At 72.4% G+C, this 24,199-nt stretch carries 25 protein-coding genes and 1 tRNA gene; 14 read left to right on the forward strand and 12 right to left on the reverse strand.

Annotation, left to right across the window (positions count from 1 at the left end; translation table 11 throughout):
• Positions 1-32 precede the first annotated feature (32 nt).
• The gene (locus OHA37_RS24590; protein ID WP_266908545.1) at positions 33-626 is read left to right on the forward strand and encodes a histidine phosphatase family protein; all 594 of its coding nucleotides are present in this window, start codon (positions 33-35) and stop codon (positions 624-626) included.
• A 91-nt stretch (positions 627-717) separates the two neighbouring features.
• On the opposite strand, the gene OHA37_RS24595 is transcribed toward OHA37_RS24590, so the two are convergent.
• Positions 718-2,067 (reverse strand): tetratricopeptide repeat protein, encoded by a 1,350-nt coding sequence (locus tag OHA37_RS24595; RefSeq protein ID WP_266908547.1) that lies wholly within the window; start codon positions 2,065-2,067, stop codon positions 718-720.
• A gap of 304 nt (positions 2,068-2,371) precedes the next feature.
• Between OHA37_RS24595 and OHA37_RS24600 the strand changes: the two genes are divergently transcribed.
• Entirely contained in the window at positions 2,372-2,788 is a 417-nt protein-coding gene (locus OHA37_RS24600; protein ID WP_266908549.1) for a hypothetical protein, read from the forward strand.
• A 34-nt stretch (positions 2,789-2,822) separates the two neighbouring features.
• Positions 2,823-3,701 carry a spermidine synthase gene (locus OHA37_RS24605; protein ID WP_266908551.1) on the forward strand — a complete coding sequence of 293 codons (879 nt, stop codon included), beginning with the start codon at positions 2,823-2,825 and terminating at the stop codon, positions 3,699-3,701.
• A gap of 7 nt (positions 3,702-3,708) precedes the next feature.
• On the opposite strand, the gene OHA37_RS24610 is transcribed toward OHA37_RS24605, so the two are convergent.
• Both OHA37_RS24610 and OHA37_RS24615 read right to left on the reverse strand, forming a co-directional pair.
• Positions 3,709-5,211, reverse strand: a complete 1,503-nt coding sequence (locus OHA37_RS24610; protein ID WP_266908553.1) for a class I adenylate-forming enzyme family protein — start codon at positions 5,209-5,211, stop codon at positions 3,709-3,711.
• Between the two features lie 59 nt (positions 5,212-5,270).
• Positions 5,271-5,825, reverse strand: coding sequence for a hypothetical protein (locus tag OHA37_RS24615; protein ID WP_266908555.1), 555 nt, complete (start codon positions 5,823-5,825; stop codon positions 5,271-5,273).
• Between the two features lie 79 nt (positions 5,826-5,904).
• On the opposite strand from OHA37_RS24615, the gene OHA37_RS24620 reads away from it, so the two are divergent.
• From OHA37_RS24620 to OHA37_RS24645, 6 genes are all read left to right on the forward strand, one after another.
• Positions 5,905-6,594 carry a response regulator transcription factor gene (locus OHA37_RS24620; RefSeq protein WP_266908557.1) on the forward strand — a complete coding sequence of 230 codons (690 nt, stop codon included), beginning with the start codon at positions 5,905-5,907 and terminating at the stop codon, positions 6,592-6,594.
• Between the two features lie 10 nt (positions 6,595-6,604).
• The gene (locus OHA37_RS24625; RefSeq protein WP_266908559.1) at positions 6,605-7,978 is read left to right on the forward strand and encodes a sensor histidine kinase; all 1,374 of its coding nucleotides are present in this window, start codon (positions 6,605-6,607) and stop codon (positions 7,976-7,978) included.
• Between the two features lie 131 nt (positions 7,979-8,109).
• A complete protein-coding gene (locus OHA37_RS24630) occupies positions 8,110-8,274 on the forward strand; it encodes a DUF5993 family protein (RefSeq protein WP_266908561.1) in 165 nt (54 codons plus the stop codon).
• Positions 8,275-8,285: 11 nt separating this feature from the next.
• On the forward strand, positions 8,286-8,927 hold the full coding sequence (locus OHA37_RS24635; RefSeq protein WP_266908563.1) for a disulfide bond formation protein B: 642 nt from the start codon (positions 8,286-8,288) through the stop codon (positions 8,925-8,927).
• Between the two features lie 126 nt (positions 8,928-9,053).
• On the forward strand, positions 9,054-9,728 hold the full coding sequence (locus tag OHA37_RS24640; RefSeq protein WP_266908565.1) for an NADPH-dependent F420 reductase: 675 nt from the start codon (positions 9,054-9,056) through the stop codon (positions 9,726-9,728).
• Between the two features lie 79 nt (positions 9,729-9,807).
• Positions 9,808-10,107: a hypothetical protein gene (locus tag OHA37_RS24645; RefSeq protein ID WP_266908567.1), complete on the forward strand. Its 300-nt coding sequence runs from the start codon at positions 9,808-9,810 to the stop codon at positions 10,105-10,107.
• Here OHA37_RS24645 and OHA37_RS24650 read toward each other — a convergent pair.
• A complete protein-coding gene (locus tag OHA37_RS24650) occupies positions 10,025-11,365 on the reverse strand; it encodes an MFS transporter (RefSeq protein WP_266908569.1) in 1,341 nt (446 codons plus the stop codon). The two genes, OHA37_RS24645 and OHA37_RS24650, sit on opposite strands and share 83 nt — an antisense overlap.
• A gap of 99 nt (positions 11,366-11,464) precedes the next feature.
• The gene (locus tag OHA37_RS24655) at positions 11,465-11,965 is read right to left on the reverse strand and encodes a MarR family winged helix-turn-helix transcriptional regulator (protein ID WP_266908571.1); all 501 of its coding nucleotides are present in this window, start codon (positions 11,963-11,965) and stop codon (positions 11,465-11,467) included.
• Positions 11,966-12,067: 102 nt separating this feature from the next.
• Here OHA37_RS24655 and OHA37_RS24660 point away from each other — a divergent pair, with 102 nt between their 5' ends.
• Together OHA37_RS24660 and OHA37_RS24665 are read left to right on the forward strand one after the other, a co-directional pair.
• Positions 12,068-12,955, forward strand: a complete 888-nt coding sequence (locus OHA37_RS24660; protein WP_266908573.1) for an NAD(P)H-binding protein — start codon at positions 12,068-12,070, stop codon at positions 12,953-12,955.
• Between the two features lie 83 nt (positions 12,956-13,038).
• Complete coding sequence (locus OHA37_RS24665) at positions 13,039-14,757, forward strand: FG-GAP repeat domain-containing protein (RefSeq protein WP_266908575.1); 1,719 nt, start codon at positions 13,039-13,041, stop codon at positions 14,755-14,757.
• A 50-nt stretch (positions 14,758-14,807) separates the two neighbouring features.
• Here the strand turns inward: OHA37_RS24665 and OHA37_RS24670 are convergent.
• The 4 genes from OHA37_RS24670 to OHA37_RS24685 form a co-directional block, all read right to left on the reverse strand.
• Positions 14,808-14,880, reverse strand: a tRNA-His gene (locus OHA37_RS24670).
• Positions 14,881-14,976: 96 nt separating this feature from the next.
• Entirely contained in the window at positions 14,977-15,579 is a 603-nt protein-coding gene (orn, locus tag OHA37_RS24675) for an oligoribonuclease (RefSeq protein ID WP_266877785.1), read from the reverse strand.
• Between the two features lie 83 nt (positions 15,580-15,662).
• Positions 15,663-16,832, reverse strand: coding sequence for a helix-turn-helix domain-containing protein (locus OHA37_RS24680; RefSeq protein WP_266908578.1), 1,170 nt, complete (start codon positions 16,830-16,832; stop codon positions 15,663-15,665).
• A 376-nt stretch (positions 16,833-17,208) separates the two neighbouring features.
• Positions 17,209-17,484 carry a hypothetical protein gene (locus OHA37_RS24685; protein ID WP_443046211.1) on the reverse strand — a complete coding sequence of 92 codons (276 nt, stop codon included), beginning with the start codon at positions 17,482-17,484 and terminating at the stop codon, positions 17,209-17,211.
• Positions 17,485-18,004: 520 nt separating this feature from the next.
• On the opposite strand from OHA37_RS24685, the gene OHA37_RS24690 reads away from it, so the two are divergent.
• Entirely contained in the window at positions 18,005-18,535 is a 531-nt protein-coding gene (locus OHA37_RS24690) for a universal stress protein (RefSeq protein ID WP_214951587.1), read from the forward strand.
• A gap of 99 nt (positions 18,536-18,634) precedes the next feature.
• A complete protein-coding gene (locus OHA37_RS24695) occupies positions 18,635-19,204 on the forward strand; it encodes a GPR1/FUN34/YaaH family transporter (protein WP_266908582.1) in 570 nt (189 codons plus the stop codon).
• Positions 19,205-19,321: 117 nt separating this feature from the next.
• Here the strand turns inward: OHA37_RS24695 and glmS are convergent, their stop codons facing one another.
• From glmS to OHA37_RS24710, 3 genes are all read right to left on the reverse strand, one after another.
• Positions 19,322-21,139 carry a glutamine--fructose-6-phosphate transaminase (isomerizing) gene (gene glmS / locus OHA37_RS24700; RefSeq protein ID WP_266908584.1) on the reverse strand — a complete coding sequence of 606 codons (1,818 nt, stop codon included), beginning with the start codon at positions 21,137-21,139 and terminating at the stop codon, positions 19,322-19,324.
• Between the two features lie 64 nt (positions 21,140-21,203).
• Complete coding sequence (locus tag OHA37_RS24705) at positions 21,204-21,479, reverse strand: hypothetical protein (protein WP_214951593.1); 276 nt, start codon at positions 21,477-21,479, stop codon at positions 21,204-21,206.
• Positions 21,480-21,586: 107 nt separating this feature from the next.
• Positions 21,587-22,534 (reverse strand): DUF4429 domain-containing protein, encoded by a 948-nt coding sequence (locus tag OHA37_RS24710; RefSeq protein WP_266908586.1) that lies wholly within the window; start codon positions 22,532-22,534, stop codon positions 21,587-21,589.
• 52 nt (positions 22,535-22,586) lie between these two features.
• Here OHA37_RS24710 and OHA37_RS24715 point away from each other — a divergent pair, with 52 nt between their 5' ends.
• Positions 22,587-24,191: a beta-N-acetylhexosaminidase gene (locus OHA37_RS24715; RefSeq protein WP_266908588.1), complete on the forward strand. Its 1,605-nt coding sequence runs from the start codon at positions 22,587-22,589 to the stop codon at positions 24,189-24,191.
• Positions 24,192-24,199: the final 8 nt, after the last annotated feature.

Consider the following 24,199-nt stretch of genomic DNA (forward strand, 5'->3'; position numbering starts at 1 on the left):
GCCCATCTCGCTTCTCAACCGGGAGAACTCATATGGCCCCCCGCATCCTCTTGGCCCGTCACGGCCAGACGGCGTGGTCCCAGCTCGGCAAGCACACCGGACGCACGGACGTGCCCCTGCTGGAGGAGGGGAAGCGGGGCGCGAAGCTGCTCGGCGAGCGCCTCGCCCGCGGCCCGTGGGCGAGCCTGCGCGGGCTGGAGGTGCGCACCAGCCCCCTCGTGCGGGCGAGCGAGAGCTGCGACCTGGCCGGCTTCGGAATCCAGGCGGAGCCGTGGGACGCGCTGATGGAGTGGGACTACGGCGACTACGAGGGCATGACCCCGGCCGAGATCCAGGCGATCCGGCCCGGCTGGCTGATCTGGCGCGACGGGGTCCCGGGCGGCGAGTCCGTCGCGGAGGTCTCGGCCCGCGCGGACGAGGTCGTCACCTGGGCCCGCTCGGCCGAACGCGACGTCCTCGTCTTCGCGCACGGCCACATCCTGCGCACCCTGGCCGCGCGCTGGCTCGGCTTCGAGGCCTCCTTCGGCGCCCGCATCCGGCTGGAGCCGACCTCGCTGTCGGTCCTGGGCTGGGCGTACGGGGTCCCCGCGCTGGAGCGCTGGAACGACACGGGGCACCTGGAGTAATCCAGCCCCTCCGGCGTTTGGGGAGCGGGGTCTGGGGCGGAGCCCGGAGGCTCGTGCGCAGCGGGCCGCTCCCCCCTGGCCCCCCGGAGGGTCAGGCCGACGCGTGCCGCCCGAGGAACGCGCCCACGCGCGGGGAGCGCTGGTGCGGAACCAGCGTGCGGGCCGTCGCCGCCAGCATGGACTGGATCCGGGTCGACTGGACCTCCTCCAGCAGCTCCAGCACCCGGCCGCCCGCCCAGGCGGCCTCGTCGGGGGCGCCCGCGTGGGCCAGGTTGTCGGCCAGCTCGGCGGTGTAGAGGGCGACGTTGCGGGCGAAGTGCGGGTCCTGGAGGTCCGCCGCCCGGCGGGCGTGCCGGGCCGCCCGGGCGTGCTCTCCGAGCGCGGCCCAGCAGCGGGACTCCAGGGACTCCAGCTCGGCCTCGCCGAAGAAGGACATCCACTCGGGGTCCGCCCCCGCCTCGCCGCGCGAGAAGTCCGTGTGCGCCCGGGTCAGCGCCTCCTCGCAGGCCTTGCGGTCCGACAGTCCGGCCCAGCCGCCCGCCTCCCGCAGGGCGAGCAGCGACAGGAGCCGCGGGGAACCGAGCGAACGGGCGGCCCGGCGGCCCGCCTGGGCGGCCCGTACCGATTCGCGGGGGCGCCCGCAGTCCCGGGCGAGGAAGGCCATGTTGCTGAAGGCGTGCGCCTCCAGGCCGGCGTCGCCGGAGACCCGGGCCGTGGCCAGCGCCTCCGCGTAGTGCGAGCGGGCGTCGTCGAACCGGCCCGAGTCGTGCGCGAGCCAGCCCACCGAGATGGCCAGCTCGCCCGCGCCCGCGTGCAGTCGGTCCTCGGTGGACTGCCGGGTCGCGCCCGCGTCGAGCAACGCGTACGCGGTGCGCAGGGGTTCGGCGGCCCGCCGGTACAGGGCGTCGGCGCCGTGCCGGTCGTCCAGCAGCCGGATCTGGCGTACGGCGTCCTCGACGGCGGCCGCCTCGGACTCACCGGCGCGGGAGGGCAGTCGGCGGGTGTCGCCGAGCAGGGTGAGGCTGAGGGTCGCGGCCGCCACGGTCGCGGAACCCCCCGCCATGAACGCGCGACGCAGCACGTCGCTCTCCTTGGAACGCGAAGGGGCGGGGGAGCCGACGGAGTGGGTGTGCCTGGCGAAGGCGGAGAAGGGCGCCGCCTGTTCACGCTGCGCCAGCCGGCCCCGTACCGTCTCGCGCGGGGAGAACCCCAGGTCGGCCAGGGTGCGGCCGGGGAACATGTGGAGGAAGACCCGCTCGTAGGCGTAGTTGGGGCAGCGGATCTCGCCGGATTCGACCCGGCCGATGTAACGGGCGTCGCAGGAAACCGTTTCTCCGATTTCCTTCGCCGCCCTGCGCACCAGCGCGGCGAACTCGGCCGGGGAGTGCTGACCGCGCAGCCGCCGGAAGGGGGTGTTCGGTGAGTGGGGGGACGTCGCCATGGACGCGGCCTCTCTGGGCAAGTGATTGCGCTGCCGGTGACTGTGTGGTGCCTGTGACGCGCTGCCCGGCGGGCATGAACGTACCGCCAGCGGCGGAGGGTTGACTCGGTGTTTGGCTACAAAACGGATATCTCACCCGCGATCCGCCATGAACTGCCATCCTTTGCAGCGTCTTGCCGCCGCACCTGTTGACGTTCCCGTGCGTTGAACTTATGCGGAGTGGGAGGAAGCCCGCCGGCTTCCGGGACCGCTCCCGCGTTGCTCGTACGCGGATCGAGGAGGGGTTCCCTTGGTGGAGGGCGGCATGGAGAGCACGGACACGAACACCGCGCCCGAGACCGGAGCGGTCCTCCTCACGGGCGCCCCGGACCTGGTCACCGTGCCCACCCGGCAGGGGCTGGAGGCCGTCGACATCATCCAGCGGGCCGCCGGTCAGGCCAGCCGCGCGGGTGGCGTCGGCCCGGTCCTGCACGACGGCTCCGGCAGCACCCTCGGCTTCCTCGTCCCGCCCGGTACGGCCGACGCCTGGGACCTCCCGGGCAGTGCCTGTACGCACACCAACGGGCGCGGCATGCGCTTCGGCGACAGCTCGCCCACCGCGGGCGACACCGGCTGGCTGCTGCCGCCGGAGGCCGTCGGGCCGGTCACCGACCCGGAGGTGCTGCGGGCGGCGCTCGGCGAGGCGGCCCGGCTGATCGAGGCCGCGGACAACTGCCGCTAGCGGGTGTCGGGCCCTGACCAGCCATAATGAGGACGTGGCGAGCAAGGGCAAGGGCAATGACAAGCGGCGCGGGCGCGAGACCTCCGAGGCGCCGGCCGGGCCGGTGGACGGCGGTCACGCCGCGCTGGAGCCCGACCGGGAGCGGTCGCGCGCCTGGACCCTGCTGATCGACGGGGCCCCGCAGTCCCACGTGGACCTGGACGACCCCGGACACCTGGACTTCGCCTACCAGCGCCGGATCGGCCACCTGATCGACCTGTTCGCCCCCGCCCGGCAGCCCCTGAACGTGCTCCACCTCGGCGGCGGCGCCTTCACCCTGGCGCGCTACACGGCCGCCGCCCGCCCCCGCTCGACGCAGCAGATCGTCGAGATCGACGCCGGGCTCGTGGCCTTCGTACGGGAGCACCTGCCGCTGGACCCGCAGGCCCGGGTCCGGGTCCGCGCGGTCGACGCCCGGGCCGGGCTGGCGAAGATCCCCGACGGCTGGGCCGACCTGGTGATCGCCGACGTGTTCAGCGGGGCCCGCACCCCGGCGCACCTGACGAGCGCCGAGTTCCTGGACGACGTACGCCGGGCCCTGGCGCCGGGCGGCTGGTACGTGGCGAACCTCGCGGACGGTCCGCCGCTCTCCCATCTGCGGGGCCAGATCGCCACGGCCGCGTCCCGGTTCGCGGAGCTGGCGCTGGCCGCCGACCCCGTGGTGTGGCGGGGGAAACGCTTCGGCAACGCCGTGCTGGTGGCCGCCGACCGGGAGCTCCCGGTCGCCGAGTTCACCCGGCGGGTGGCGAGCGATCCGCACCCCGGACGGGTCGAACACGGCCGCGCCCTCATCGACTTCGCGGGCGGCGCCGTCCCGGTCTCGGACGCCTCGGCGGTGGCCTCGCCGGAGCCCCCGCCGTCCGTCTTCCGCTGACGCCCGGCTACTCCCGCGAAGCCGCGGCCAGCTCGCGCAGGCGCCGCTTGTCCGGCTTGCCGCGGCCCGTCAGCGGGAGCGCCGGCAGCCAGAACACCGCCGCGGGCCGCTGCCCCGGCGCCAGCTCCGCCTCGACCAGCGCGCACGCCTCGGCCGCCGCTTCCTCCGTCGGGGCGTGCCCGGGGGCCGCGACGAGGAACGCGCACACGGCTTCCCCGGTGACCGGGTCCGTCCGCCCCACGACGGCCGCCCGGGCCACGGCGGGGTGCCGGGTCAGGGCCGTCTCGATCGGGCCGCAGTAGATGTTGGCCCCGTGCACCATGACCACGTCCTTGACCCGGTCGTCGAGGTACAGGTACCCGTCGGCGTCGAAATGCCCGACGTCTCCCGTGCGCAGCCAGCCGTCGTGCAGGACCTCGGCCGTCAGGGCGGGCTGGTTGCGGTAGCCGGCCATGACCATCGGGGAGCGCACCCACACCTCGCCGGTGGCCCCGGGCGCGCAGCCCCGTACCTCGACCTCCACCCCGGGCGCCGGCCGGCCGACGGAACCGAGCAGTTGGGGGCGGTCGGTGGCCGCCGCGTCGTGGTCGGCCGGGGAGAGCCGGCTGAGCACCCCGGCCTCGTTCATCCCGTAGCCCTGGGTCCAGCGCACCCCGGGACCCCAGCGGGTCAGCGCCCGCCGCAGCCGCTCCGGGTGCACGGGGGAGTCGCCGTAGGAGACCCGTACCAGGCCGGGCACGCCGTCGGCGGTCTCCGGGTCGTCGAGCAGCCGGTACAGCATCGAGGGGGTCAGGTACGTGGCCGCCGGCCCGAGCCGCCGGCAGGCCTCGGCGAACTCCCGGGTGCCGAGGGGGTGCACGATCTCCGAGCGGCCGCCGACGCGCAGCTGCTCCAGGCAGCGGCCGCCGGAGCGCTGGGAGAGCGCGTCGGTCGAGACGAACGTGAGCGGCGCGGAGCCGTCGGTGGACGGGGAGTCGCCGCGGGTTGCCGTACGGGCCGCCATCGCGGCGAAGGTCGAGGCCACCCCCTTCGGCCGGCCCGTCGTACCGCCCGTGTAGGTCACCCGGGCCACGTCCTCGCCGCGCGCCGCCACCGCGACGGGCAGGGCCTCCCGGGTGGAGGCCAGCTCCAGCAGCGCGGCCAGCCCGATGCGGGCTCCCGGGCCCGGCGGCACCGGGGTGTCGTGGACGACCAGGTCGGGCTCGCAGTCCCGTAGGAGGTGGTCGAGTCCGTGGGTGGTGGGGCCGACGCACACGTGGGTCAGCCGGGCCCCCAGCACGTGCGCGGCGAGCCGTACGAGCAGGGTCCGGGGCGGATTGCCCGCCGATACGCAGGCCAGCCCGGAGCCGCGCCGGATCCCCAGCTCGGCCAGGGCGCCCGCCAGCCGGTACGTCCAGGCCAGCACCTCGGAGTGGGTCAGGACCCAGGACCCGGACCCGAAGGCGGGGCGGTCGCCGTACCGCTCGCAGGCGTCGATCAGGTCCGTGACGTACCGCGCGCCGCTGCTCATGGCGCCACGGTATCCGGCGGTCCCGATCCGAAGGACGGGCCCTGCCACCAGGAGACGGTCTAGGGGTCGACGATCTCCACCAGCGGCGGGTGGTCGTGCCAGGTGCAGAACACCGACACCTCGCGGCCGTCACGGGTGAAGGTGACGCGGATCCAGGACGGCTGCTTCCAGACCTGCATCCGCCACCCGGCCAGCGGGGTCGCCGAGACCAGATCGGCGGAGGTGGTGCCCAGATCGAAGACGACCCGGCCGCCCGAGACGCTGTACGCCTTCACGTTCTCGCTCGCGGCCCCCTGCCGCTGCGGCCGGGGGGTGGGCGGCGGGGAGGATCTGGCAGAGGGGGAAGGGGAGGCCGGCGCGGTGGACGCGGACGCGGACGGCGACGGCGAAGGCGACGGCGAGGGTGTCGGGGACGGCAGGGGCTCCGGCTGCGTCGCCCGGTGGGTGGAGGAGGAGAGGGGCTGCGTGGCCAGCGGCACCGCGAGCGGCGGATCGTAGGCGGTACCGGACATGACCGAGTGCACGCCCCACCACGACAGCGTCACCGCCGCCCCGGTCGCCAGGGTCCACGCACCCGCATGGCCGACTGCTCTCCCGACAAGTCCTCGTCGCATCGGGGGACATACTGCACCACCCGTCCCAGACCCGGCCCGGCACCCCTCGCCATCCCCCGAATGGGCTACCGTGCGGGCCATGGCTAGTGTGCTCGTGGTCGAGGACGACCAGTTCGTACGTTCCGCCCTCATCCGGCACCTGACAGAGGCCTCGCACACCGTGCGCAGCGTCGGCACCGCCCTGGAGGCGCTGCGCGAGGTCGCCCACAACCGCTTCGACGTGGTGATCCTCGACCTCGGACTGCCCGACCTGGACGGCGCCGAGGCCCTGAAGATGCTGCGCGGGATCACCGACGTGCCCGTCATCATCGCGACCGCCCGCGACGACGAGGCGGAGATCGTCCGGCTGCTCAACGACGGCGCCGACGACTACCTGACCAAACCCTTCTCCGTGGAACACCTCTCCGCCCGGATGGCCGCCGTCCTGCGCCGCGCCCGCTCCTCCGCCGGGGCCGAACCGCCCTCCCGCGTGCTGCGCGTCGGCGGCCTCGCCATCGACCCGCTGCGCCGCCAGGCCGAGCTGGACGGGGCGGTACTGGACCTCACGCGGCGGGAGTTCGACCTGCTGGCCTTCCTCGCCGGGCGGCCGGGCGTGGTCGTGGCCCGCCGGGAGCTGCTCGCCGAGGTCTGGCAGCAGTCGTACGGCGACGACCAGACCATCGACGTCCACCTGTCGTGGCTGCGCCGCAAGCTCGGCGAGACCGCCGCCAGCCCGCGCTACCTGCACACGTTGCGGGGTGTCGGGGTGAAGCTGGAGCCGCCGGCGTGAGGGGCCCGCTGTGAGGTGGGCGCTGGTCAAGGTGTGCCTCGCGGTCACCGTGATGGTGGTCGTGGCCTTCGCCGTACCGCTCGGGCTCGTCGTCCAGGAGATGGCCAGCGACCGGGCGTTCTCCAACGCCGAGCGGCAGGCCGCCACCATCGGGCCGACGCTGTCCATCACCACCGACCCGGTGCAGTTGCGCAAGGCCGTGGAATCCACGCAGATGGGCGCCGACCGGCGGATGGCCGTGCACGTCCCGGCCGTCGGGGACGACCCGCGCGTGGACATCGGCGACGGCTGGGCCGGCGAGCGCGCCGTCTCCCAGGTCCGGCGGATCGGGCGGGCCGCGACGGCCCCCGTGGCGGGCGGCGGCTTCGCGCTGCTCCAGCCCGTGGCGCTCGGCTCCGGGGACATCGCCGTGGTGGAGATCCTCGTTCCGGAGAGCGAGGTCAGCAACGGCGTCGCCACCGCCTGGGTGGTCCTCGCCGGAGTGGGCCTCGCCCTGGTCGTGGGCTCGGTGGCGGTCGCGGACCGGCTCGGCGCCCGCCTGGTGCGGCCGGCCGAGCGGCTCGCGGACGCCGCGCACCGGCTGGGCGAGGGGCGGCTGGGGGCGCGGGTCCCGGAGGACGGGCCGAAGGAACTCCGCTCGGCGGCCGTCGCGTTCAACTCGATGGCGGACCAGGTGGTGGAACTCCTGGCCAACGAGCGGGAGCTGGCCGCCGACCTCTCGCACCGGCTGCGGACCCCGCTGACGGTGCTGCGGCTCAACGCGGCCTCGCTCGGCGACGGCCCGGCGGCGGAGCAGACCCGGGCGGCCGTGGAGCAACTGGAGCGGGAGGTCGACACGATCATCCGTACGGCCCGCGAGCAGCGGTCCGCCGCCGCACAGGGGCCGGGCGCCGGCTGCGACGCCTCCGAGGTGATCCGCGACCGGATGGGGTTCTGGTCGGCGCTGGCCGAGGACGAGGGCCGCGAGGTGCGGCTCGCGGGGGTCGACCGTACGGTACGGATCCCCGTGGCCCGGCCGGAACTGGCCGCGGCGCTGGACGCCATGCTCGGCAACGTGTTCCGGCACACCCCCGAGGGCACCCCCTTCGCGGTGGACGTCCACGACGCCGGGGACGCGGTCATCGTGCTCGTCTCGGACGCGGGAGGCGGCATCGCCGATCCGGACGCGGCCCTGCGGCGCGGCAACGACGGCGGCCGCGACGGGTCCACGGGCCTGGGGCTGGACATCGTCCGGCGGGTCGCGGAGTCGACGGGCGGGGACGTACGGCTGGGGCGTTCGGTGCTCGGCGGCACCGAGGTGCGGGTGTGGATCGCGCTGGACGGGCGGACGCGGGGAGACGCGGGGCGCGCCGGACGCAGCCGACGCAAGCGGCGACGCAACTGACGCAGGCGACGCACCGGGCGCAACTGACGCAACCGGCGTAGGCCACGCAACTGACGTAACCGACGTAACCCTGCGGGCGGCCGGGGCGCGCCGCCCGCCCGGAATGTCCCCCTGTCGGTACGGTCCGCGCCATGGACACCCTCATCTTCGGCGGCCTCCTCGCCACCCTGATCTCGATGTACCGGGACGCCCCGAGGTTCGTCGTGCTCGGCGCCTGGTGGCTCATGCTCCTCGCCGTGATCCTGCTGATGGCGCACCACATCACCAGCGGCCTCGCCCTCACCTTGAGCTACTGACCGTGGCCGCGATGTCCAGCCTCCTCCCGGAGGCCTCCCTGGAGGGCGGCCTGCTGGGCCGGGTCCAGTTCTGGTTCGCGTGCGTCTTCGCCATCGGCTGGACCGGGGTGGTGTGCGGCGGGCTCTTCTACCAGTTCGGCATGTGGGAGTACCCCTGCCCGCTCTGCATCGTGCAGCGGATGTTCATGCTGCTGGCGGCGATGGGGGCGGCCCACATCATCCGGACGGCACTGTCGCGCGGGGCGGTGACCGGCCGCGACTACATGATGGGCTGGGGCCTGTCCCTGGTCGCCGTGATCGCCGGCTCGTTCGCCTCGTGGCGGCAGACGATGCTGCACGTCCTGCCGGGCGACAAGGGCTACGGGAGCGAGGTGTTCGGCCTGCACCTCTACGTCTGGGCGTGGATCCTCTTCCAGGCCTCGGTCGTCGCCGTCGGCATCGTCCTGGCCTTCGCCCACGCCACCGCGGACCGGGCCGTCCCGGCGCAGGACCCGGGACCGTACCGCGCGGTGGGGACGGCCGCGCTGTGGTTCCTGGGGCTGGTGATCGCGGTGAACATCGTGGCCGTCTTCCTGGAGGAGGGCTTCCACTGGTTCCTGCCGGACGACCCGTCGCGCTATCAGTTCTTCTACGACGTGGGGATCCTGGACTAGCTGAGGTTGGCGCGGAGTCGACGCCGCCCGGCGCGGGAATCCGTACGACCTGCTTGAGTGGGGCCGCCCTTCTCGTTGATTCCTTCCGTTCCTTCCGTTCTTTTCCGTCTGTGAGGGGAAGCCGTCATGCGCTACGCAGTCCTCGGCACCGGGATCGTCGGCCGTACGGTCGCCGCCCGGTTGCTCTCCCTCGGCCACGAGGTCGTCATCGGCACCCGGGACCCCGCGGCCACCCTCGAACGCGACGAGTACGCCACGTGGCAGCAGGCCCACCCGGCCGCGGTCCTCGCCCCCTTCGCGGAAGCGGCGCGGTTCGGCGAGGTGCTCGTCAACGCCACGGGCGGGCAGGTCAGCGTGGCCGCCCTGACGGCGGCGGACGCCGCGCACCTGGACGGCAAGATCCTGATCGACATCGCGAACCCGCTGGACTTCTCCCGCGGCTTCCCGCCCGGCCTCGACCCGGTCGACAGCGACAGCCTGGGCGAGCTGATCCAGCGGACCTTCCCGGGGCTGCGCGTGGTCAAGACGCTGAACACGATGAACTGCCAGGTCATGGTCGACCCGGCCAGGGTCCCCGGCGACCACACCGTCTTCCTCTCGGGTGAGGACGCCGAGGCCAAGAAGGCCGTACGGGAGCTCCTGTACTCCTTCGACTGGCGCGAGCACACCGTCATCGACCTGGGCGGCATCGAGACGGCGCGCGGTACGGAGATGCTCCTGCCGATCTGGCTCCGGCTGATGGGGAGCCTCGGGCACACGGACTTCAACTTCCACATCCAGGGCGCGAACCGGACGGAGTAGCGCGGCGCCCGGACGGAGGCGGAGATGTTGCCGCCTCCCGCACCCGAGCTCAGGGTGGCCGTGACGAAAGGAGCCGCGCATGAGAGTCATGCTCAGGGCCCATATGGACACGGCGGCGACGAACGAGGGCATCAAGAGCGGCGCCCTTCCGGCGGCCATGAAGAAGCTCATGGACACCGTGAAGCCGGAGGCCGCCTACTTCGGGCTCCACGAGGGCGTCCGGTCCTGCTGGATCGTCTTCGACCTCCAGGACAGCGCCCAGATGCCGCCCCTGATGGAGGACCTGTTCCTGCAGTTCAACGCCGAGCTGGAGGTCGCCCCGGTGATGAACGCCGAGGACCTGGCGAAGGGGCTGGCGGCGATGAAGAGCTCGGGCTGAGCCCCGGCACCCGGGCCGGTCCCGGGACCGGCCCCAGTACCCGGTCGGTGGCCGCCCACGCCAGCACCGCGGAGGCGGCCGCGGCCGCGCACGAGACGGCGAAGGCCGCCCGGTACCCGTAGGCCGCGGCGAGTGGACCGGCGGCCGCTGCGGCCAGTGCCTGGCCGATGATCAGACCGCTGCCGGCCAGGGTCATGGCCTCGCCCATCCGGCGCGCGGGACCGGCCCGTTCCACGAGGCCGAAGAGCGCGATGAGGTGCGGGGCGACGGCCAGTCCGATGCCGGCGACGGCGAAGGCGGCGCCCCACAGGCCGGAGACGGCGAGCAGCGGCAGCGTCAGCAGCGCCTGGACGGCGATGGTCCGGCGCAGCCGGACGGTCAGGCCTGCCGTCCCGGGCCGGGCCACGGTCACGAAGCCGGCGATCGAGCTGGTCACGGCCATGGCCGCCCATACGAGCCCGGCGGCCCCGGGGGAGCCGACCGCCACGGCGAGCGCGTTGACCCCGGTATTGGCCCCGCTCCACGCGGCGCCCTGCAGGACGGCCACGAAGAACAGCAGCGCGAGCCCCGGAGACCACAGTCGTACGTCGCCCCGCGCGGCGGCGCCCGGTCCCGTCGGGCCGGGCGCCGTGGGATGCAGGGCGAAGAGCGTCCCGAACACCAGGCCCAGGGCGGCCGCGAGGAGCAGCGCCGACGCGGGATGGACGGTCACCGCGAGGATCCCGGCCAGCGCGGGCCCCACCATGAAGCCGACCTCGTCGAGGGTGGTGTCGAAGGAGAGCGCGGCCCCGACCAGGGCCTTGTCCTCTCCGGCCAGCCGCGCCCACCGGGCCCGGGCCAGCGGCCCGATCTGCGCCGCCGTGAGACCGGCGGCGACGGCCAGCGCGATGCGGGCGGCGAGCGGAAGCCCGCCGAGGACGGCGGCGACGAGGGCGAGGAGCACGGCGGCGTTCGCGGCGCAGGCGACCAGCAGGACGGGCCGGTGGCCGCGCCGGTCGGCGAGCCGGCCGATGACCGGGCCGCCGAGGGCCTGGCCGAGCCAGAGGGCGGCGGCGATGGCCCCGGCGTCACCGATGCCGTCGCGTTCGTTGATGAGCAGCAGGGTGCCGATGGGGCACAGCGCGGCGGGGAGCCGGGCGAGGAACCCGTAGACGGGCAGGGCACGGCCGCCGAGGGCGAACACCCCGCGGAAGCCGGCGGGGGCGGATGGGGGTGTGGGTGGGGGAGTGGGCGCGGGTGTGGGCATGGGCGTGGACATGGACAACCTCCAGCCGCACGCCGACCCTCCCGTTTCTCCGGCGCGCGCCGTTGCCCGTTGGGCGGGAGGCTAGCGCCGGACCGGCCGGTTCGGTAGGTCTCAGGCGGTGTCCCCCGAGGTCAGCCGCTTGGCCTGGGCGCGGCCGACCTCGGCGGCGCGGTGCAGGTAGTCGGCGATGACGGCGAGTTCGGTGTCGGAGTAGCTCGCCAGAACGGCGCCGAAGGCGCGGCCGGGAGTCTCCCAGGCGGCGCCGATCCGGTCGCGGGCCGTGGGGGAGAGGGTGACGAGGGAGCGGCGGCGGTCGTTCGGGTCGGCGTGCCGCTCGACGGTGCCGGCCTTGACCAGGCGGTCCACGAGGCGGGTGGCGGAGCCGGAGGTCAGGCCGGTGAGGCGGGCGATGTCACCGGTGCTGACCGGGGCGGGCTCCATGTCGAGGAGGGCCACGCACTGCATGTCGGTGGGGTGCAGGCCGACGTGGTCGGCCATGGCCTGGTTGAAGAGCGAGTAGTCGGCGTAGTGCCGCTGGCTCTCGGTGACGATGCGCGCGAGCAGCTCGGCGCGGGTCCACTCATCACTCGAACGAGCGTAATCGGTTGACATGGGCTTCTCCGTGGTCCAAATTTATCTGTGTGACGCAGAGATTGCGTCACACAGAATCTGCGTCACGTATTCAGTCTAGAACAGGAAGAGCAGGAATCCGCCATGTCGAACACCCCGAACACTCCGAACACCCCGACCGCGTCGAACACGCCGAGCGCGTCGAAGACGCCGCAGACCCTCGTCACCGGGGGCCGCGGCTCCGTCGCCCGAGGTCTCTCGTCCCTCCTCGCCGCCCACGGCGTCCCACACCGCCTCGCATCCCGCGCGCCGGACACACCCGGCACCGTCCGCTGCGACCTCACCGATCCAGCGACCTTCCCCGAAGCCCTCGCCGGCGTCCGCTCCGTCTTCCTCTACGCCGAGGCCGCCGCCATCGATGCCTTCGTGAAGGAGGCCGTCGGCGCCGGCGTCGAGCACGTCGTCCTCCTGTCCTCCTCCTCGGTCCTCGCCCCCGACGCCGCCGACAGCCCCCTCGCCGCCTCCCACCTCGCGGTGGAACGAGCCCTGCTCGCCTCCCCGCTGCGCACCACCCTGCTGCGCCCCGGATCCTTCGCGAGCAATGCCCTCGGCTGGGCCTGGCCGATGAAATCGGGCCGTCCGGTCCACCTGCCGTACCCCGGTGCGTACAGCGACCCGGTCCACGAGACCGACCTCGCCGAAGCCGCCTTCGCGGTCCTCACCGACCCCTCGCTCGGAGGGCGCGCGTACACCCTGACCGGGCCGCGGACGCTGACCTTCGCCGCCCAGCTGGCCATACTGGGCGACGCTCTCGGCCGCCCCATACCCTTCGAGCCGGTCTCGCGCGAGCAGTGGAAGTCCGAGGTCGACGGCTACATACCCGGCCCGTATGCGGAGGCCCTGTTCGACTTCTGGTCCGCCTCGGACGGCCTCCCCGTTGATCTCACCGACGACCTCGAACGGCTCACCGGGCACGCGCCGCGCACCTTCGAGACCTGGTCGGTGGATCATGCCGACGCATTCCGGGCGTAGGGCCGTCTTCCCTGGCCCCAGGCATCTCCGTCGGCAGAGGTGCGTGTTAGCGTCCGCCGATTGATCGATTGCAGGGGGGAAGCATGCGAAGGCTTTTGAGTATCGGCAGCGCGGTGGCGCTGCTCGTCACCGGCGGTGTCTTGGGTGCGGGGGCGGCCGTGGCGGCCGGGGACCCGACGTTCTTCTTCGACCCGGTCGTGGACAAGGTCCTGATGCCCGGCGAGGAGCGGATCGAGCTGTCGCCCTCCGGTTGGGGTGGGCAGAACGGCGGACAGCCGGACGGTACGTACATCTACGCGCTGAGCAAGAAGCCCCTCACGGATGCCGGCTGGACCGGCGGCGGGGTGCCGACCGGGTTGAGCGTCGACCCGACGGACGAGTGCGCGCCGAAGGCCGGGATCGCCGGGGTGTACCTGTGTGACGTGAAGGAGTGGGGTCACCCGACGCCCCGGATAGCGACGGCGGCCACCGCGCCGGATGGCGCGACGGCCTACTACGGCCTCGTCTACGTGCCGCGCGGGGCCAGCATCAGCGCGGGTATCAAGGAGGCGCAGACCGCGGGCTCCAAGGACATCGGACCGCGCCGGGCACACGCGACGGTCACGGTGAAGAGCAACGCACACGTCGCGCAGAACACGATGGCGCTCTCGACGCCCACGCTGCCGGCCGGTGGTTTCGTGAAGCACACGGTGAAGCTGCACGCTGTCGACAAGGGGCGGCTGCGGCTGTATCCGTCCCCGGCACCGGGCTTCCGGCGCTGGGACGACGGTGAGCTGAAGGTCGCCGCCGGGTTCGACGCCGGTGGCGCCGCCGGGGCCGGCTGCTCCCAGGAATGGGGCCTGTTCGACGGCCTCGCGTGTGACATCAAGAAGCCCGGCGACTACACGCTCACCTACACGCTGACGGCGGAGGCGACCGCGCCGGCATGGAAGGTGCGCACCACTGCGGTCTACGACGTGTACACCTCCGGCACGGGCAACCCGGAGGAGACCTCGGACTTCGCCGTCGCCAGTTCCACCCCGGTGACCCAGCGATTCCGGCTCGTGGGCCGGGACGCCGAGGGCGGTCTGTGGGACTACCGGGGCACGGGCAAGGCCGCCGAGCCGTTCACGCCGGTCGACCCGGTCGGGGGCAGTTTCGACTGGAGCCAGTACACCGCGCTGACCCGGCTGGAGCCGGTGACCGTGCAGAGCACCGGGCGGGGTGCGGTGGGGCGGGACAAGGCCGGGGTGCTGTGGTTCCACCCGACCTCCGGTGACGGCTCCATATACAAGGACCGGATACGGGTCGGTGGCGGCTGGAACATCTTCAACGCGCTCGTCGGCGTCTCCGACGTGACCGGCGACAAGAAGGCGGACCTGCTGGCGCGCGACGCCGAGGGTGGCCTGTGGCTGTACCCGGGCACGGGCCTGGACGCGAAGCCGTTCGGGAGCAGGGTCAAGGTCGGCACCAGCTGGAACATCTACGACCAGCTCGTCGGCGGCACCGATCTGACCGGTGACGGCAAGGCCGACGTGGTGGCGCGGGACAAGGCGGGCAACCTCTGGTTCTACCAGGGCACGGGGGTGGCTGCGAAGCCGCTCTCGGCCAGGAAGCAGATAGGTACCGGCTGGCAGATCTACGACTCGATCGTGGCGCCGGGTGACCTGACCTCGGACGGCAAGGCCGACATGGTGGCGCGGGACAAGTCGGGCAACCTGTGGCTGTACCAGGGCACGGGAGTCGCGGCGAAGCCGTTCGGCTCGCGGGTGAAGGTCAGTGTCCTCGGTACCGGCTTCGGCAGGTACAACCTGCTGTTCTGAGAAACGCGGAAGGCCCCGGTCCGCTTTCGCGTACCGGGGCCTTCCCACAGGGTGAGTGACGGGACTTGAACCCGCGGCCACCTGGACCACAACCAGGTGCTCTACCAACTGAGCTACACCCACCATGTCCGGTCGGAAAACCGACCGGCCGAAGAAAAGGGTACAGGGTCCGGGAGGGTGCTCGCTCCCCCCTTTGTCCGCACCCCTCTCCGGTGGGTGCTAGGCGCCGGGGACGACGTGCTTGGCGGCGATGGTGCGCGCCGTGTCCGAGTCCGGACCGGGCTGCGGTACGAAGACGGCCTCCCGGTAGTAGCGCAGCTCGGCGATGGACTCCTTGATGTCCGCGAGCGCCCGGTGGTTGCCGTTCTTCGGCGGGCTGTTGAAGTAGGCGCGCGGGTACCAGCGGCGTGCCAGCTCCTTGATCGAGGACACGTCCACGATCCGGTAGTGCAGGTACCCCTCCAGCGCGGCCATGTCGCGCAGCAGGAAGCCGCGGTCGGTGCCGACCGTGTTTCCGCAGAGCGGGGCCTTGCGGGGTTCCTTCACGTGTTCCCGTACGTAGGCCAGGACCTGTGCCTCCGCGTCCGCGAGGGTGGTCCCGCCGGCCAGCTCGTCGAGCAGGCCGGACGACGTGTGCATCTCGCGCACCACGTCGGGCATGGTTTCCAGGGCCGCGTCCGGCGGGCGGATCACAATGTCCACGCCTTCGCCGAGCACGTTGAGCTCCGAGTCGGTGACCAGTGCGGCCACCTCGATAAGTGCGTCGTCCGTCAACGAGAGCCCGGTCATCTCGCAGTCGATCCACACCATGCGATCGTTCATGCGCCCCACCTTATGCGGAAGGTCCCCCGCAACGGTGACCACCGAGGTGACCACTGCTGCGGGGGACCTTCCCGGGACCTCTGTTACGCGTGCTCGCGCAGCACCCGGCCCGGGGCGTACAGCTCCGTCACCGTGGGACCGGAAGCGGCCAGGGCCGCGGCCGCCCGCTGCGGCTGCGGAGTGCGCTGGTGCGGGACCGGCGAATCCGACAGCTGAGCCACCTGGACCACGTCGGCCTGCGGGCGGCGGGCCCGGTAGGCGGAGCGGTAGGCGGCCGGGGAGGACCCCAGCTGGCGGCGGAAGTGCCCGCGCAGCGCGACCGGCGAGCGGAACCCGCAGCGTCCGGCGACCTCGTCGACCGAGTAGTCGGAGGTCTCCAGCAGCCGCTGCGCCTGAAGCACCCGCTGGGTGATCAGCCACTGCAGCGGCGCACTGCCGGTGAGCGAGCGGAACCGCCGGTCGAACGTGCGCCTGCTCATGTAGGCGCGCGCCGCCAGCGTCTCCACGTCGAACTGCTCGTGGAGGTGCTCCAGGGCCCAGGCGACGACCTCGGCCAGCGGGTCGGCGCCGATCTCTTCCGGCAGCGACCGGTCGAGGTAGCGTTCCTGGCCACCCGTGCGGCGCGGCGGGACGACGAGCCTGCGGGCCAGTGCTCCCGCCGCCTCGCTGCCGTGGTCCGTGCGCACGATGTGCAGGCACAGATCGATTCCGGCCGCGGTGCCCGCGGACGTCAGCACGTCGCCGTCGTCGACGAACAGCTCGCGCGGATCGACGTGGACGGACGGGTAGCGCTTGGCCAGCGTCGGCGCGTACATCCAGTGCGTCGTCGCGGGCCGGCCGTCCAGCAGACCGGCGGCGGCGAGCACGAATGCCCCCGTGCACAGTCCGACGATCCGGGCCCCCTCCTCGTGCGCCAAACGCAGCGCTTCGAGCGCCTCCGGCGGCGGAGGCGAGGTGATGGAACGCCACGCGGGAACGACGACCGTGCCTGCCCGGGCGATCGCCTCCAGCCCGTATGGCGCGGTCAGTTCGAGTCCGCCGGTGGTCCTCAGCGGACCGTCCTCACCGGCGCACACGAGCAATCGGTAGCGTGGAACTCCCGCGTCCTGCCGGTCAATGCCGAACACGGAAAGTGGAATGGAGCTCTCGAAGATCGGTCCGCCGCTGAAGAGCAGCACCGCGACGATCTCCCTGCGGCGACGCCCCGCGAGCTTCCTGCCGTCTACGACGACGGCGGTGGAATCCTGGCTCATGGCGCTAAGCCCCCCTTGGGTGTCGCGACTCCTTGGTCTGGTCGCACCTGCACGTATCCCCTCGGCCTTGCACGTGGCTCCCCCGCCGTAAATACATGATCGAATCTACTGCGTCCCGTGGTGTCGGCGTGACAAGTTCAGCACGCAGCGCTATGTCGACTTGGCAACTTGGCGAAAAGCATTCGATCAGGAAGCGTTCCACTCCGCTACCCGGGTGGAAAGCGCACTGTCCGGCCATGGCCAGTACTCGTAGGGTCAAAGACCCCCTGTGGCGCCGTAGTCGCTGATGGTGAGGGGGGTGGGGGGACATTCCGGCAAGGGGGGTGACCTGCCGGGAAGTTGGCTGAAAACATGCGGGTGTGGATGTGCGAATAAGTCAGTCTTGAGGGGACATCCCAGAGGAAACCTGACATCCGCGCTGGCCCCCGGCCCCGGCGCGCGAGTGCCGGCCCCGATGCGAGGGCGTCAATCGGTCCTCCGCGAGGATCCGGGCGGCACTGCGCTCCGTCCGCTCGGAGTGGCGCAGCAGCACCCGGCAGGCCGCCGTGACGGCGGCGAGGCCCAGGGTGGCGACGGCGGCCCCGCCGAAGGAGGTCCCGTAGACGACGAGGACCACGGGGACGAGCAGGCAGCTGAAGGCGGCCCATCGCACCACGTCACCCGCGGGGTCCCCGTGGGGTCGCCGAGCGGCCTGCACGGACGAGTGAAGGGGAGGGGGTGGCGTGTGGACGGACTGCGTCGGCTGAGCGGGCGACTGAGCGGGCTGGACGGGGTGAACCGGATGACCGGGCACGGCGTGCTCCCTGCGGGCTCTTCCTGGACGGTCGGACTCCTGTCCAACGGCGTGCGGCGCGGCTCGGTCACTGCGCGCACGGGTGGCGCACACCCGATGGGGTGCTCCTGGTCACTGGCTGTAGGGGGCAGCGGACATTGCCAAGGAGGCGTGGCTGCGGCATGCTCCCTGGGACGCTCTCCAAGGGCGGCATGACCTGTGCAGCACAGGAGTGTCGCCGTACCCTGGTGGGTATGGGCTTGGGAAGATGCTTCCCGGACAGAGCTCGGTCACACTGAGTTGTCGTTTTCTGGAATCGTCCCGCTTGAATCGTCGCTTCCGCCTACTGGCGCCCCGCCCCCTTGTCCCTTCCCCTGAGGACCTCTTCGCCGAGACACCCATGGCCGGTCACGAATTCTCCGAACCCGCGGACCGTAAGCGCAAACGCCTCGCCGACCCCGAATCGGCCGACCTGCGCGCGGTGGAACAACCACGTCATCCCTGCGACCCGGCCTTCCGGCACGGGGTCGTGGTGGGCTTCGACGGATCCACGTCCAGTGAGCGCGCCCTCGCGTACGCGATCGGGATGGCGCGTCGCTCAGGCTCCGGTCTGATCATCGTCCATGTCGCGAACCGGCTGCCCACCACCGTGTGGGCGGGCTGTGAGCCGCCGGTCTTCGTGGACGTGCCGGACCACCGCACCGAGGTGCTGGGGCTGGAGCTGGCCTGCGCGGACTACCTCTCCGAGGTTCCGTGGATCCTCGTCGAGCGGGGCGGGGACATCTGCCACGAGCTGGAGGAGGTCGGCCGGGAGTACTCGGCGGACGCCATCGTGGTCGGCTCCACGCACGGCATCGTCGGCCGGATCTTCGGATCGGTGGCGGGCCGGCTGGCGAAGCGGGCGCAGCGACCGGTCGTTGTCATCCCGTAACCGACTGTATGTCGATTGTGCGGTTGTGCACCCCCATGTAAGGGGTAGATAAAGGCTGCTGGGACGCAGCAAACAACTGCAGATCGAAGGGAGCCCGCCGTGGACAATGGTGTCTCTGCGGGAAGCACGGCCTCGACTTCGACCCTCGGGCACATCGCCCTGGGTCTCACCCTTCTCGCGTTCGGTATCGGTACCACCGGCATCATCGACGGTGTGACCGCGGCCAACTCCGTGTCGCTCGCCATGTACCTCGGCGGCCTCGCGCTGTTCGTCCTCGGAGTCCTCGAGTACCGCGGCGGCAACGGCTTCAACGGCACGGCCTTCGCGGGCCTCGGCACCTTCTGGTTCATCTGGGCCAACGGGGCCGACGGAAAGGTTTCGGCAGACGCGGCCGGAATGTTCCTCGTGCTGTTCGCCATGCTGGCACTGACCCTCACCGCCGCGGCCTCGGGCGGGCTGTTCGGGCAGGGCGTGTACGGCCTGTTCACCCTCTCCCTGCTGCTCCTGGCGATAGGCACCTTCGCCGAGAGCGACGGGCTGGCCAAGGCGGCCGGCTGGGTGGCGGCGCTCGCCGGACTGCTGGCCTGGTACGGGGCCACCGCGGCGCTGGCGAGCTGGCCGATGGCCTTCGGGAAGGGTTCGCGTCGCGGCGCGGTCGCCGCGAGCTGACGGACCACGCAGCACCACGTAGGACGTACGGCGCACGACGCGCACCGTACGAAAAGGCCCCCGGGGGATCCCCGGGGGCCTTCCTCGTGCGCGTGTGACCTACAAGGTCTGCGCGACCTACTCGACGGTGACGGACTTCGCCAGGTTGCGCGGCTTGTCGATGTCGCGGCCCATGGCCAGGGCCGTGTGGTACGCCAGCAGCTGCAGCGGGATGCCCATCAGGATCGGGTCCAGCTCGTCCTCGTTCTTGGGCACGAGGATCGTGTGGTCGGCCTTCTCCTGCTTGGTGTGGGCGACCGCCAGGATCCGGCCACTGCGGGCCTTGATCTCTTCGAGCGCGGCGCGGTTCTTCTCCAGCAGGTCGTCGTCCGGGACGATCGCGACCGTCGGCAGCGAGGGCTCGATGAGGGCGAGCGGACCGTGCTTGAGCTCGGAGGCCGGGTAGGCCTCGGCGTGGATGTAGGAGATCTCCTTGAGCTTCAGGGAGGCCTCCAGGGCCACCGGGTAGCCCCGGACGCGGCCGATGAACATCATCGACTTGGCCTCGGCGTACTCCGCGGCCAGCTTCTTGATGTCCTCCTCGCCGTCCAGGATCTCCTGGATCTGCGCGGGCAGCTTGCGCAGGCCGTCGATGATCCGCTTGCCGTCGGTGACGGACAGGTCGCGGATGCGGCCCAGGTGCACGGCGAGCAGCGCGAAGGCCACGACCGTGTTGGTGAAGCACTTGGTGGAGACGACGCAGACCTCGGGGCCGGCGTGCACGTACACGCCGCCGTCGGCGGCGCGGGCGATCGCGGAGCCGACCACGTTGACCACGCCGAGGACGCGGGCGCCCTTGCGCTTGAGCTCCTGCACGGCCGCGAGCACGTCGTACGTCTCACCGGACTGGGAGACCGCGATGTAGAGGGTGTCGGGGTCCACGACCGGGTTGCGGTAGCGGAACTCCGAGGCCGGCTCGGCGTCGGCGGGGATGCGGGCCAGGCTCTCGATGAGGCCCGCACCGATCAGGCCGGCGTGGTACGAGGTGCCGCAGCCCAGGATCTTGACCCGGCGGATGCCGCGCGCCTCGCGCGGGTCCAGGTTCAGGCCGCCCAGGTGGACGGTGCTGAAGCGGTCGTCGATCCGGCCGCGCAGGACGCGGTCGACGGCGTCGGCCTGCTCGGAGATCTCCTTGTGCATGTACGTGTCGTGGCCGCCCATGTCGTAGGAGGCGGCCTCCCACTCCACGGTCTCGGGCGTGGCGGTGGTCGTCGTACCGGAGGTGGTGTAGGTCCGGAAGTCGTCGGCCTTCAGGGTCGCCATCTCGCCGTCGTCGAGGGTGACGATCTGGCGGGTGTGCGAGACGAGCGCGGCGATGTCCGAGGCGACGAACATCTCCTTCTCGCCGATGCCGAGGACGACCGGGGAGCCGTTGCGGGCCACGACGATGCGGTCGGGGAAGTCGGCGTGCATGACGGCGATGCCGTAGGTGCCCTCGACGACCTTGAGCGCCTCGCGGACCTTCTCCTCCAGGGTGTCGGCCTGGGCGCGGGCGATGAGGTGGACGAGCACCTCGGTGTCGGTCTCCGAGAGGAAGGCGACCCCGTCGGCCTCCAGCTTGGCGCGCAGCTCGGAGGCGTTGTCGACGATGCCGTTGTGGACGACGGCGACCTTGTTGTCGGCGTCCAGGTGCGGGTGGGAGTTGAGGTCGCTCGGGGCGCCGTGGGTGGCCCAGCGGGTGTGGGCGATGCCGGTGGTGCCGGCGAAGCGCTTGGGTACCCGGGACTCCAGCTCGCGCACGCGGCCCTTGGCCTTGACGACCTTCAGGGCCGCCGCCTTCGGGCTGTTGACGACGATGCCCGCGGAGTCGTAGCCGCGGTACTCCAGTCGCTGCAGGCCCTCCAGAAGCAGCGGTGCCACGTCACGCTTGCCGATGTAACCCACGATTCCGCACATAAGGTCTTTCCCCTCCTGAAGTTCGGTTGCTCTTGCCGCTGTCCGGATCCCCGGCGGGTGGTGCTCAGCCGTAGACGATGCGGCGCAGTTGCCGGAGCGAGAGCTCCGGCGGTGCCACGGCGCGGTGCGGCAGTTCGGCCGCGATCCGCTCGAAGATGTCCGCGTTGACCGCGCCCCCGGACTGGAGCTCACGGTGGCGCCGACGGACGAACTCCTCGGTGCTCTCGTCGAAGTACGCGAGGACGTCGAGTACCACTCGGGCGGCTTCGCCCCGCTGGAGCGAGGTGCTGCGCACCAAGTGGTCGACGAGGTCGTCGTGCGACGGGCGGCGGTCGGGCATCCGTCGATATTGGCGGTACCGGCCGCAGAACGCAAAAATCCTGCCCGAAATCGGGCAGGATCGCGCTGGTCTGGACCAGGGGAGGGGTGAATTCCGGTACTAGATGCTCAGAAACGACCCAAAATCGCCGCTTTCGCCGTCGAGAACTCCTCGGCCGTGAGGATCCCCGCCTGGTGCAGCTCTCCCAGCTCGCGCAGCCGGCGCAGCAGGGAGTCGTGGTCGGTTGCCGGGGCGGTGCCGGCGGCCGGAGCCGGGGCGGCAGCCGGAGCAGGGGCCGGGAGGGTCCCGGGCGGGAGCGGGAGCGGGAGCGGGAGCGGAAGCGAGGGCAGGGGCTCGGGCCCGGGCGCGGGTGCCGCCGGGTGGGGCATGCGGACCACCACGGCAGCCGCGACCAGCGCCATCAGGTGGGACTTCTTGGAGCCGTACAGCTCCACCGTGTACGGGTCGTACTTCGGCGGGGCGCTCTGGGCGGGGGCGCCCGCCAGGGCGAAGCGGATCAACCCGTTCGTCAGCCCCCGGGCCGGGGCCCACTCCACCGACCGCAGGTCCGCGACCCGGAACTCCCGGACTCCGCCGGACCGTTTCGCCTCCTCCGCCATCCAGTTCCACTCCAGGGACACCCGGTCCCCGTCGAAGGCCACGGTCCCCTCGCCCGCGTCGACCGTGATCGGCACCGCGGGGCCCGGCAGGAGGTAGGAGTCGGCGGACCCGGCATCCACCTGGTCCAGAAGCAGGGCGTTGCGGACCTCGTCCACGAAGTACTCCGCCACCCCGCCGCGGTCCGGTTCCACGGTCAGCCGGTACGGATCGGAGGCCTCCGGCAGCCGGCCGCCCGTCACCTGGAGCAGCGGGTCCGCGCCGTCACGCAGCCGCAGGCGCAGCCGGCCCGCCTGGCGCCCCGGTTCGAAGGAGATGCCGGCCAGCGCGCGCAGCGGGACGAGCACCTCGCCCAGCGTCTGGCGCAGCAGGCTCACCCCCTTGTCGCGGCCCGGCACGATGCGCACCGCGTCCCCGTCGAAGGTCCATGTGCCGTCCTTCTGGATGATTTCCGCCATCCTTGGATTCTTGCACCGGCCCCACGAGCCCGGTTGGCCTATACCTAGGCCCATGAGAGTCCCGCGACGCATGCTCGCCGCCCTCCTCGTCCTCGCCGCCGTCCCCGCGGCCGCCTCCTGCAGCAGCGCCGCGAGGGGGGACGACGCCCGACCCCGTCGAGCAGCTTCCGAGCCCCCCGTCGTGCTCGCGCCCTACGAACGGCTCCTGCCGGCTCCCGTTTCCGCGCACGCCGAAGGCCCGGGCTACGCCTTCGGTCCGGGCACGGTCATCCGTACCGGCCTGACCGACGACGAGGCGGTCCGCAGGGTCGGCGAACTCCTCGCCGAGCAGTTGCGCGGCCCCAGCGGGCTGCCGCTGCCCGTGGTCGACGGAGTGGAGGGCGACGGGATCCGGCTGCGGATCGACGAACGGGCCGAGGGCGCGGGGGAGGAGGGCTACCGGCTGGAGTCCGGGCCCGGCGGGGTCACCCTCACCGCCCGCACGCCCGCGGGGCTCTTCCACGCCGGCCAGACGCTGCGCCAGCTCCTGCCGGTGTCCGGTCCGGGGACGGTGCCGGGCGGCACGGTCACCGACGCGCCGCGCTTCGCGTACCGGGGGGCGATGGTGGACGTGGCCCGCCACTTCTTCACGGTGGAGCAGGTCAAGCGGTACGTCGACCAGCTCGCGCAGTACAAGGTCAACACCCTGCACCTGCACCTGACCGACGACCAGGGCTGGCGCATCGCGATCGACTCCTGGCCCGGGCTCGCGGAGCACGGGGGCGCGAGCGAGGTCGGCGGCGGACCCGGCGGGCACTGGACGAAGGACGAGTACCGGGACCTGGTGGCGTACGCCTCGGAGCGGTACGTGGACGTGGTCCCGGAGATCGACATGCCCGGCCACGTGAACGCCGCACAGGCCGCCTACGCCGAGCTGAACTGCGACGGCAAGGCGCGCGAGCACTACACCGGGATCAAGGTCGGCTTCAGCTCGCTGTGCGTGGGCAAGGAGCGGACCTACGAGTTCATCGACCAGGTGCTGGGGGAGCTCGCGGAGCTGACCCCCGGCAAGTACCTGCACATCGGCGGCGACGAAGCGCACTCCACGCCCGCCGCGGACTACGCGGCCTTCATGGACCGCGCCCAGGCGGTCGTGGCGAAGCACGGCAAGACGGTGGTGGCCTGGCACCAGCTCGCGACGGCCCGCCCGGCCCCGGGAGCGGTGCTCCAGTACTGGGGACACGACCGCACGGCGGCCCCCGAGAAGGCGGCGGTGGCCGCGGCCGCCAAGGCCGGCAGCCCGGTGATCCTGTCCCCGGCGGACCGGCTCTACCTGGACATGAAGTACGACAAGGAGACGAAGCCGGGTCTGGCCTGGGCCGGGTACGTGCCGGTGCGCCGCGCCTACGACTGGGACCCGGGGACCTATATGACGGGCCTCCCGGAGTCTTCGGTCCTCGGGGTGGAGGCCCCGCTGTGGACGGAGACCATCGCGACGCGGGGGGACTGGGAGCTGATGGCCTTCCCGCGCGTACTGGGGCTGGCGGAGCTGGGCTGGTCCCCGGCCGCCGGCCGCGACTGGACCTCGTACCGGCTGCGCCTGGCCGCCCAGGGCCCGCGGCTGGACGCCCAGGACGTCACCTTCTTCCGGGCGCCGGACGTGCCGTGGGGCCCGTGACGGCCCGC

Source organism: Streptomyces sp. NBC_00335 (genome assembly GCF_036127095.1).
Lineage (GTDB): Bacteria > Actinomycetota > Actinomycetes > Streptomycetales > Streptomycetaceae > Streptomyces.

What these genes read in the sequence shown, in the direction of transcription:
- OHA37_RS24655 (WP_266908571.1), bottom strand. Translation starts at nt 11,965, where the DNA reads ATGTCAACCGATTACGCTCGTTCGAGTGATGAGTGGACCCGCGCCGAG.
- OHA37_RS24715 (WP_266908588.1), top strand. Translation starts at nt 22,587, where the DNA reads ATGAGAGTCCCGCGACGCATGCTCGCCGCCCTCCTCGTCCTCGCCGCC.
- OHA37_RS24600 (WP_266908549.1), top strand. Translation starts at nt 2,372, where the DNA reads ATGGAGAGCACGGACACGAACACCGCGCCCGAGACCGGAGCGGTCCTC.
- OHA37_RS24615 (WP_266908555.1), bottom strand. Translation starts at nt 5,825, where the DNA reads ATGCGACGAGGACTTGTCGGGAGAGCAGTCGGCCATGCGGGTGCGTGG.
- OHA37_RS24635 (WP_266908563.1), top strand. Translation starts at nt 8,286, where the DNA reads ATGTCCAGCCTCCTCCCGGAGGCCTCCCTGGAGGGCGGCCTGCTGGGC.
- OHA37_RS24680 (WP_266908578.1), bottom strand. Translation starts at nt 16,832, where the DNA reads ATGAGCCAGGATTCCACCGCCGTCGTCGTAGACGGCAGGAAGCTCGCG.
- glmS (WP_266908584.1), bottom strand. Translation starts at nt 21,139, where the DNA reads ATGTGCGGAATCGTGGGTTACATCGGCAAGCGTGACGTGGCACCGCTG.
- OHA37_RS24665 (WP_266908575.1), top strand. Translation starts at nt 13,039, where the DNA reads ATGCGAAGGCTTTTGAGTATCGGCAGCGCGGTGGCGCTGCTCGTCACC.
- OHA37_RS24595 (WP_266908547.1), bottom strand. Translation starts at nt 2,067, where the DNA reads ATGGCGACGTCCCCCCACTCACCGAACACCCCCTTCCGGCGGCTGCGC.
- OHA37_RS24645 (WP_266908567.1), top strand. Translation starts at nt 9,808, where the DNA reads ATGAGAGTCATGCTCAGGGCCCATATGGACACGGCGGCGACGAACGAG.
- orn (WP_266877785.1), bottom strand. Translation starts at nt 15,579, where the DNA reads ATGAACGATCGCATGGTGTGGATCGACTGCGAGATGACCGGGCTCTCG.
- OHA37_RS24610 (WP_266908553.1), bottom strand. Translation starts at nt 5,211, where the DNA reads ATGAGCAGCGGCGCGCGGTACGTCACGGACCTGATCGACGCCTGCGAG.
- OHA37_RS24660 (WP_266908573.1), top strand. Translation starts at nt 12,068, where the DNA reads ATGTCGAACACCCCGAACACTCCGAACACCCCGACCGCGTCGAACACG.
- OHA37_RS24590 (WP_266908545.1), top strand. Translation starts at nt 33, where the DNA reads ATGGCCCCCCGCATCCTCTTGGCCCGTCACGGCCAGACGGCGTGGTCC.
- OHA37_RS24705 (WP_214951593.1), bottom strand. Translation starts at nt 21,479, where the DNA reads ATGCCCGACCGCCGCCCGTCGCACGACGACCTCGTCGACCACTTGGTG.
- OHA37_RS24690 (WP_214951587.1), top strand. Translation starts at nt 18,005, where the DNA reads ATGGCCGGTCACGAATTCTCCGAACCCGCGGACCGTAAGCGCAAACGC.
- OHA37_RS24620 (WP_266908557.1), top strand. Translation starts at nt 5,905, where the DNA reads ATGGCTAGTGTGCTCGTGGTCGAGGACGACCAGTTCGTACGTTCCGCC.
- OHA37_RS24650 (WP_266908569.1), bottom strand. Translation starts at nt 11,365, where the DNA reads ATGTCCACGCCCATGCCCACACCCGCGCCCACTCCCCCACCCACACCC.
- OHA37_RS24710 (WP_266908586.1), bottom strand. Translation starts at nt 22,534, where the DNA reads ATGGCGGAAATCATCCAGAAGGACGGCACATGGACCTTCGACGGGGAC.
- OHA37_RS24640 (WP_266908565.1), top strand. Translation starts at nt 9,054, where the DNA reads ATGCGCTACGCAGTCCTCGGCACCGGGATCGTCGGCCGTACGGTCGCC.
- OHA37_RS24630 (WP_266908561.1), top strand. Translation starts at nt 8,110, where the DNA reads ATGGACACCCTCATCTTCGGCGGCCTCCTCGCCACCCTGATCTCGATG.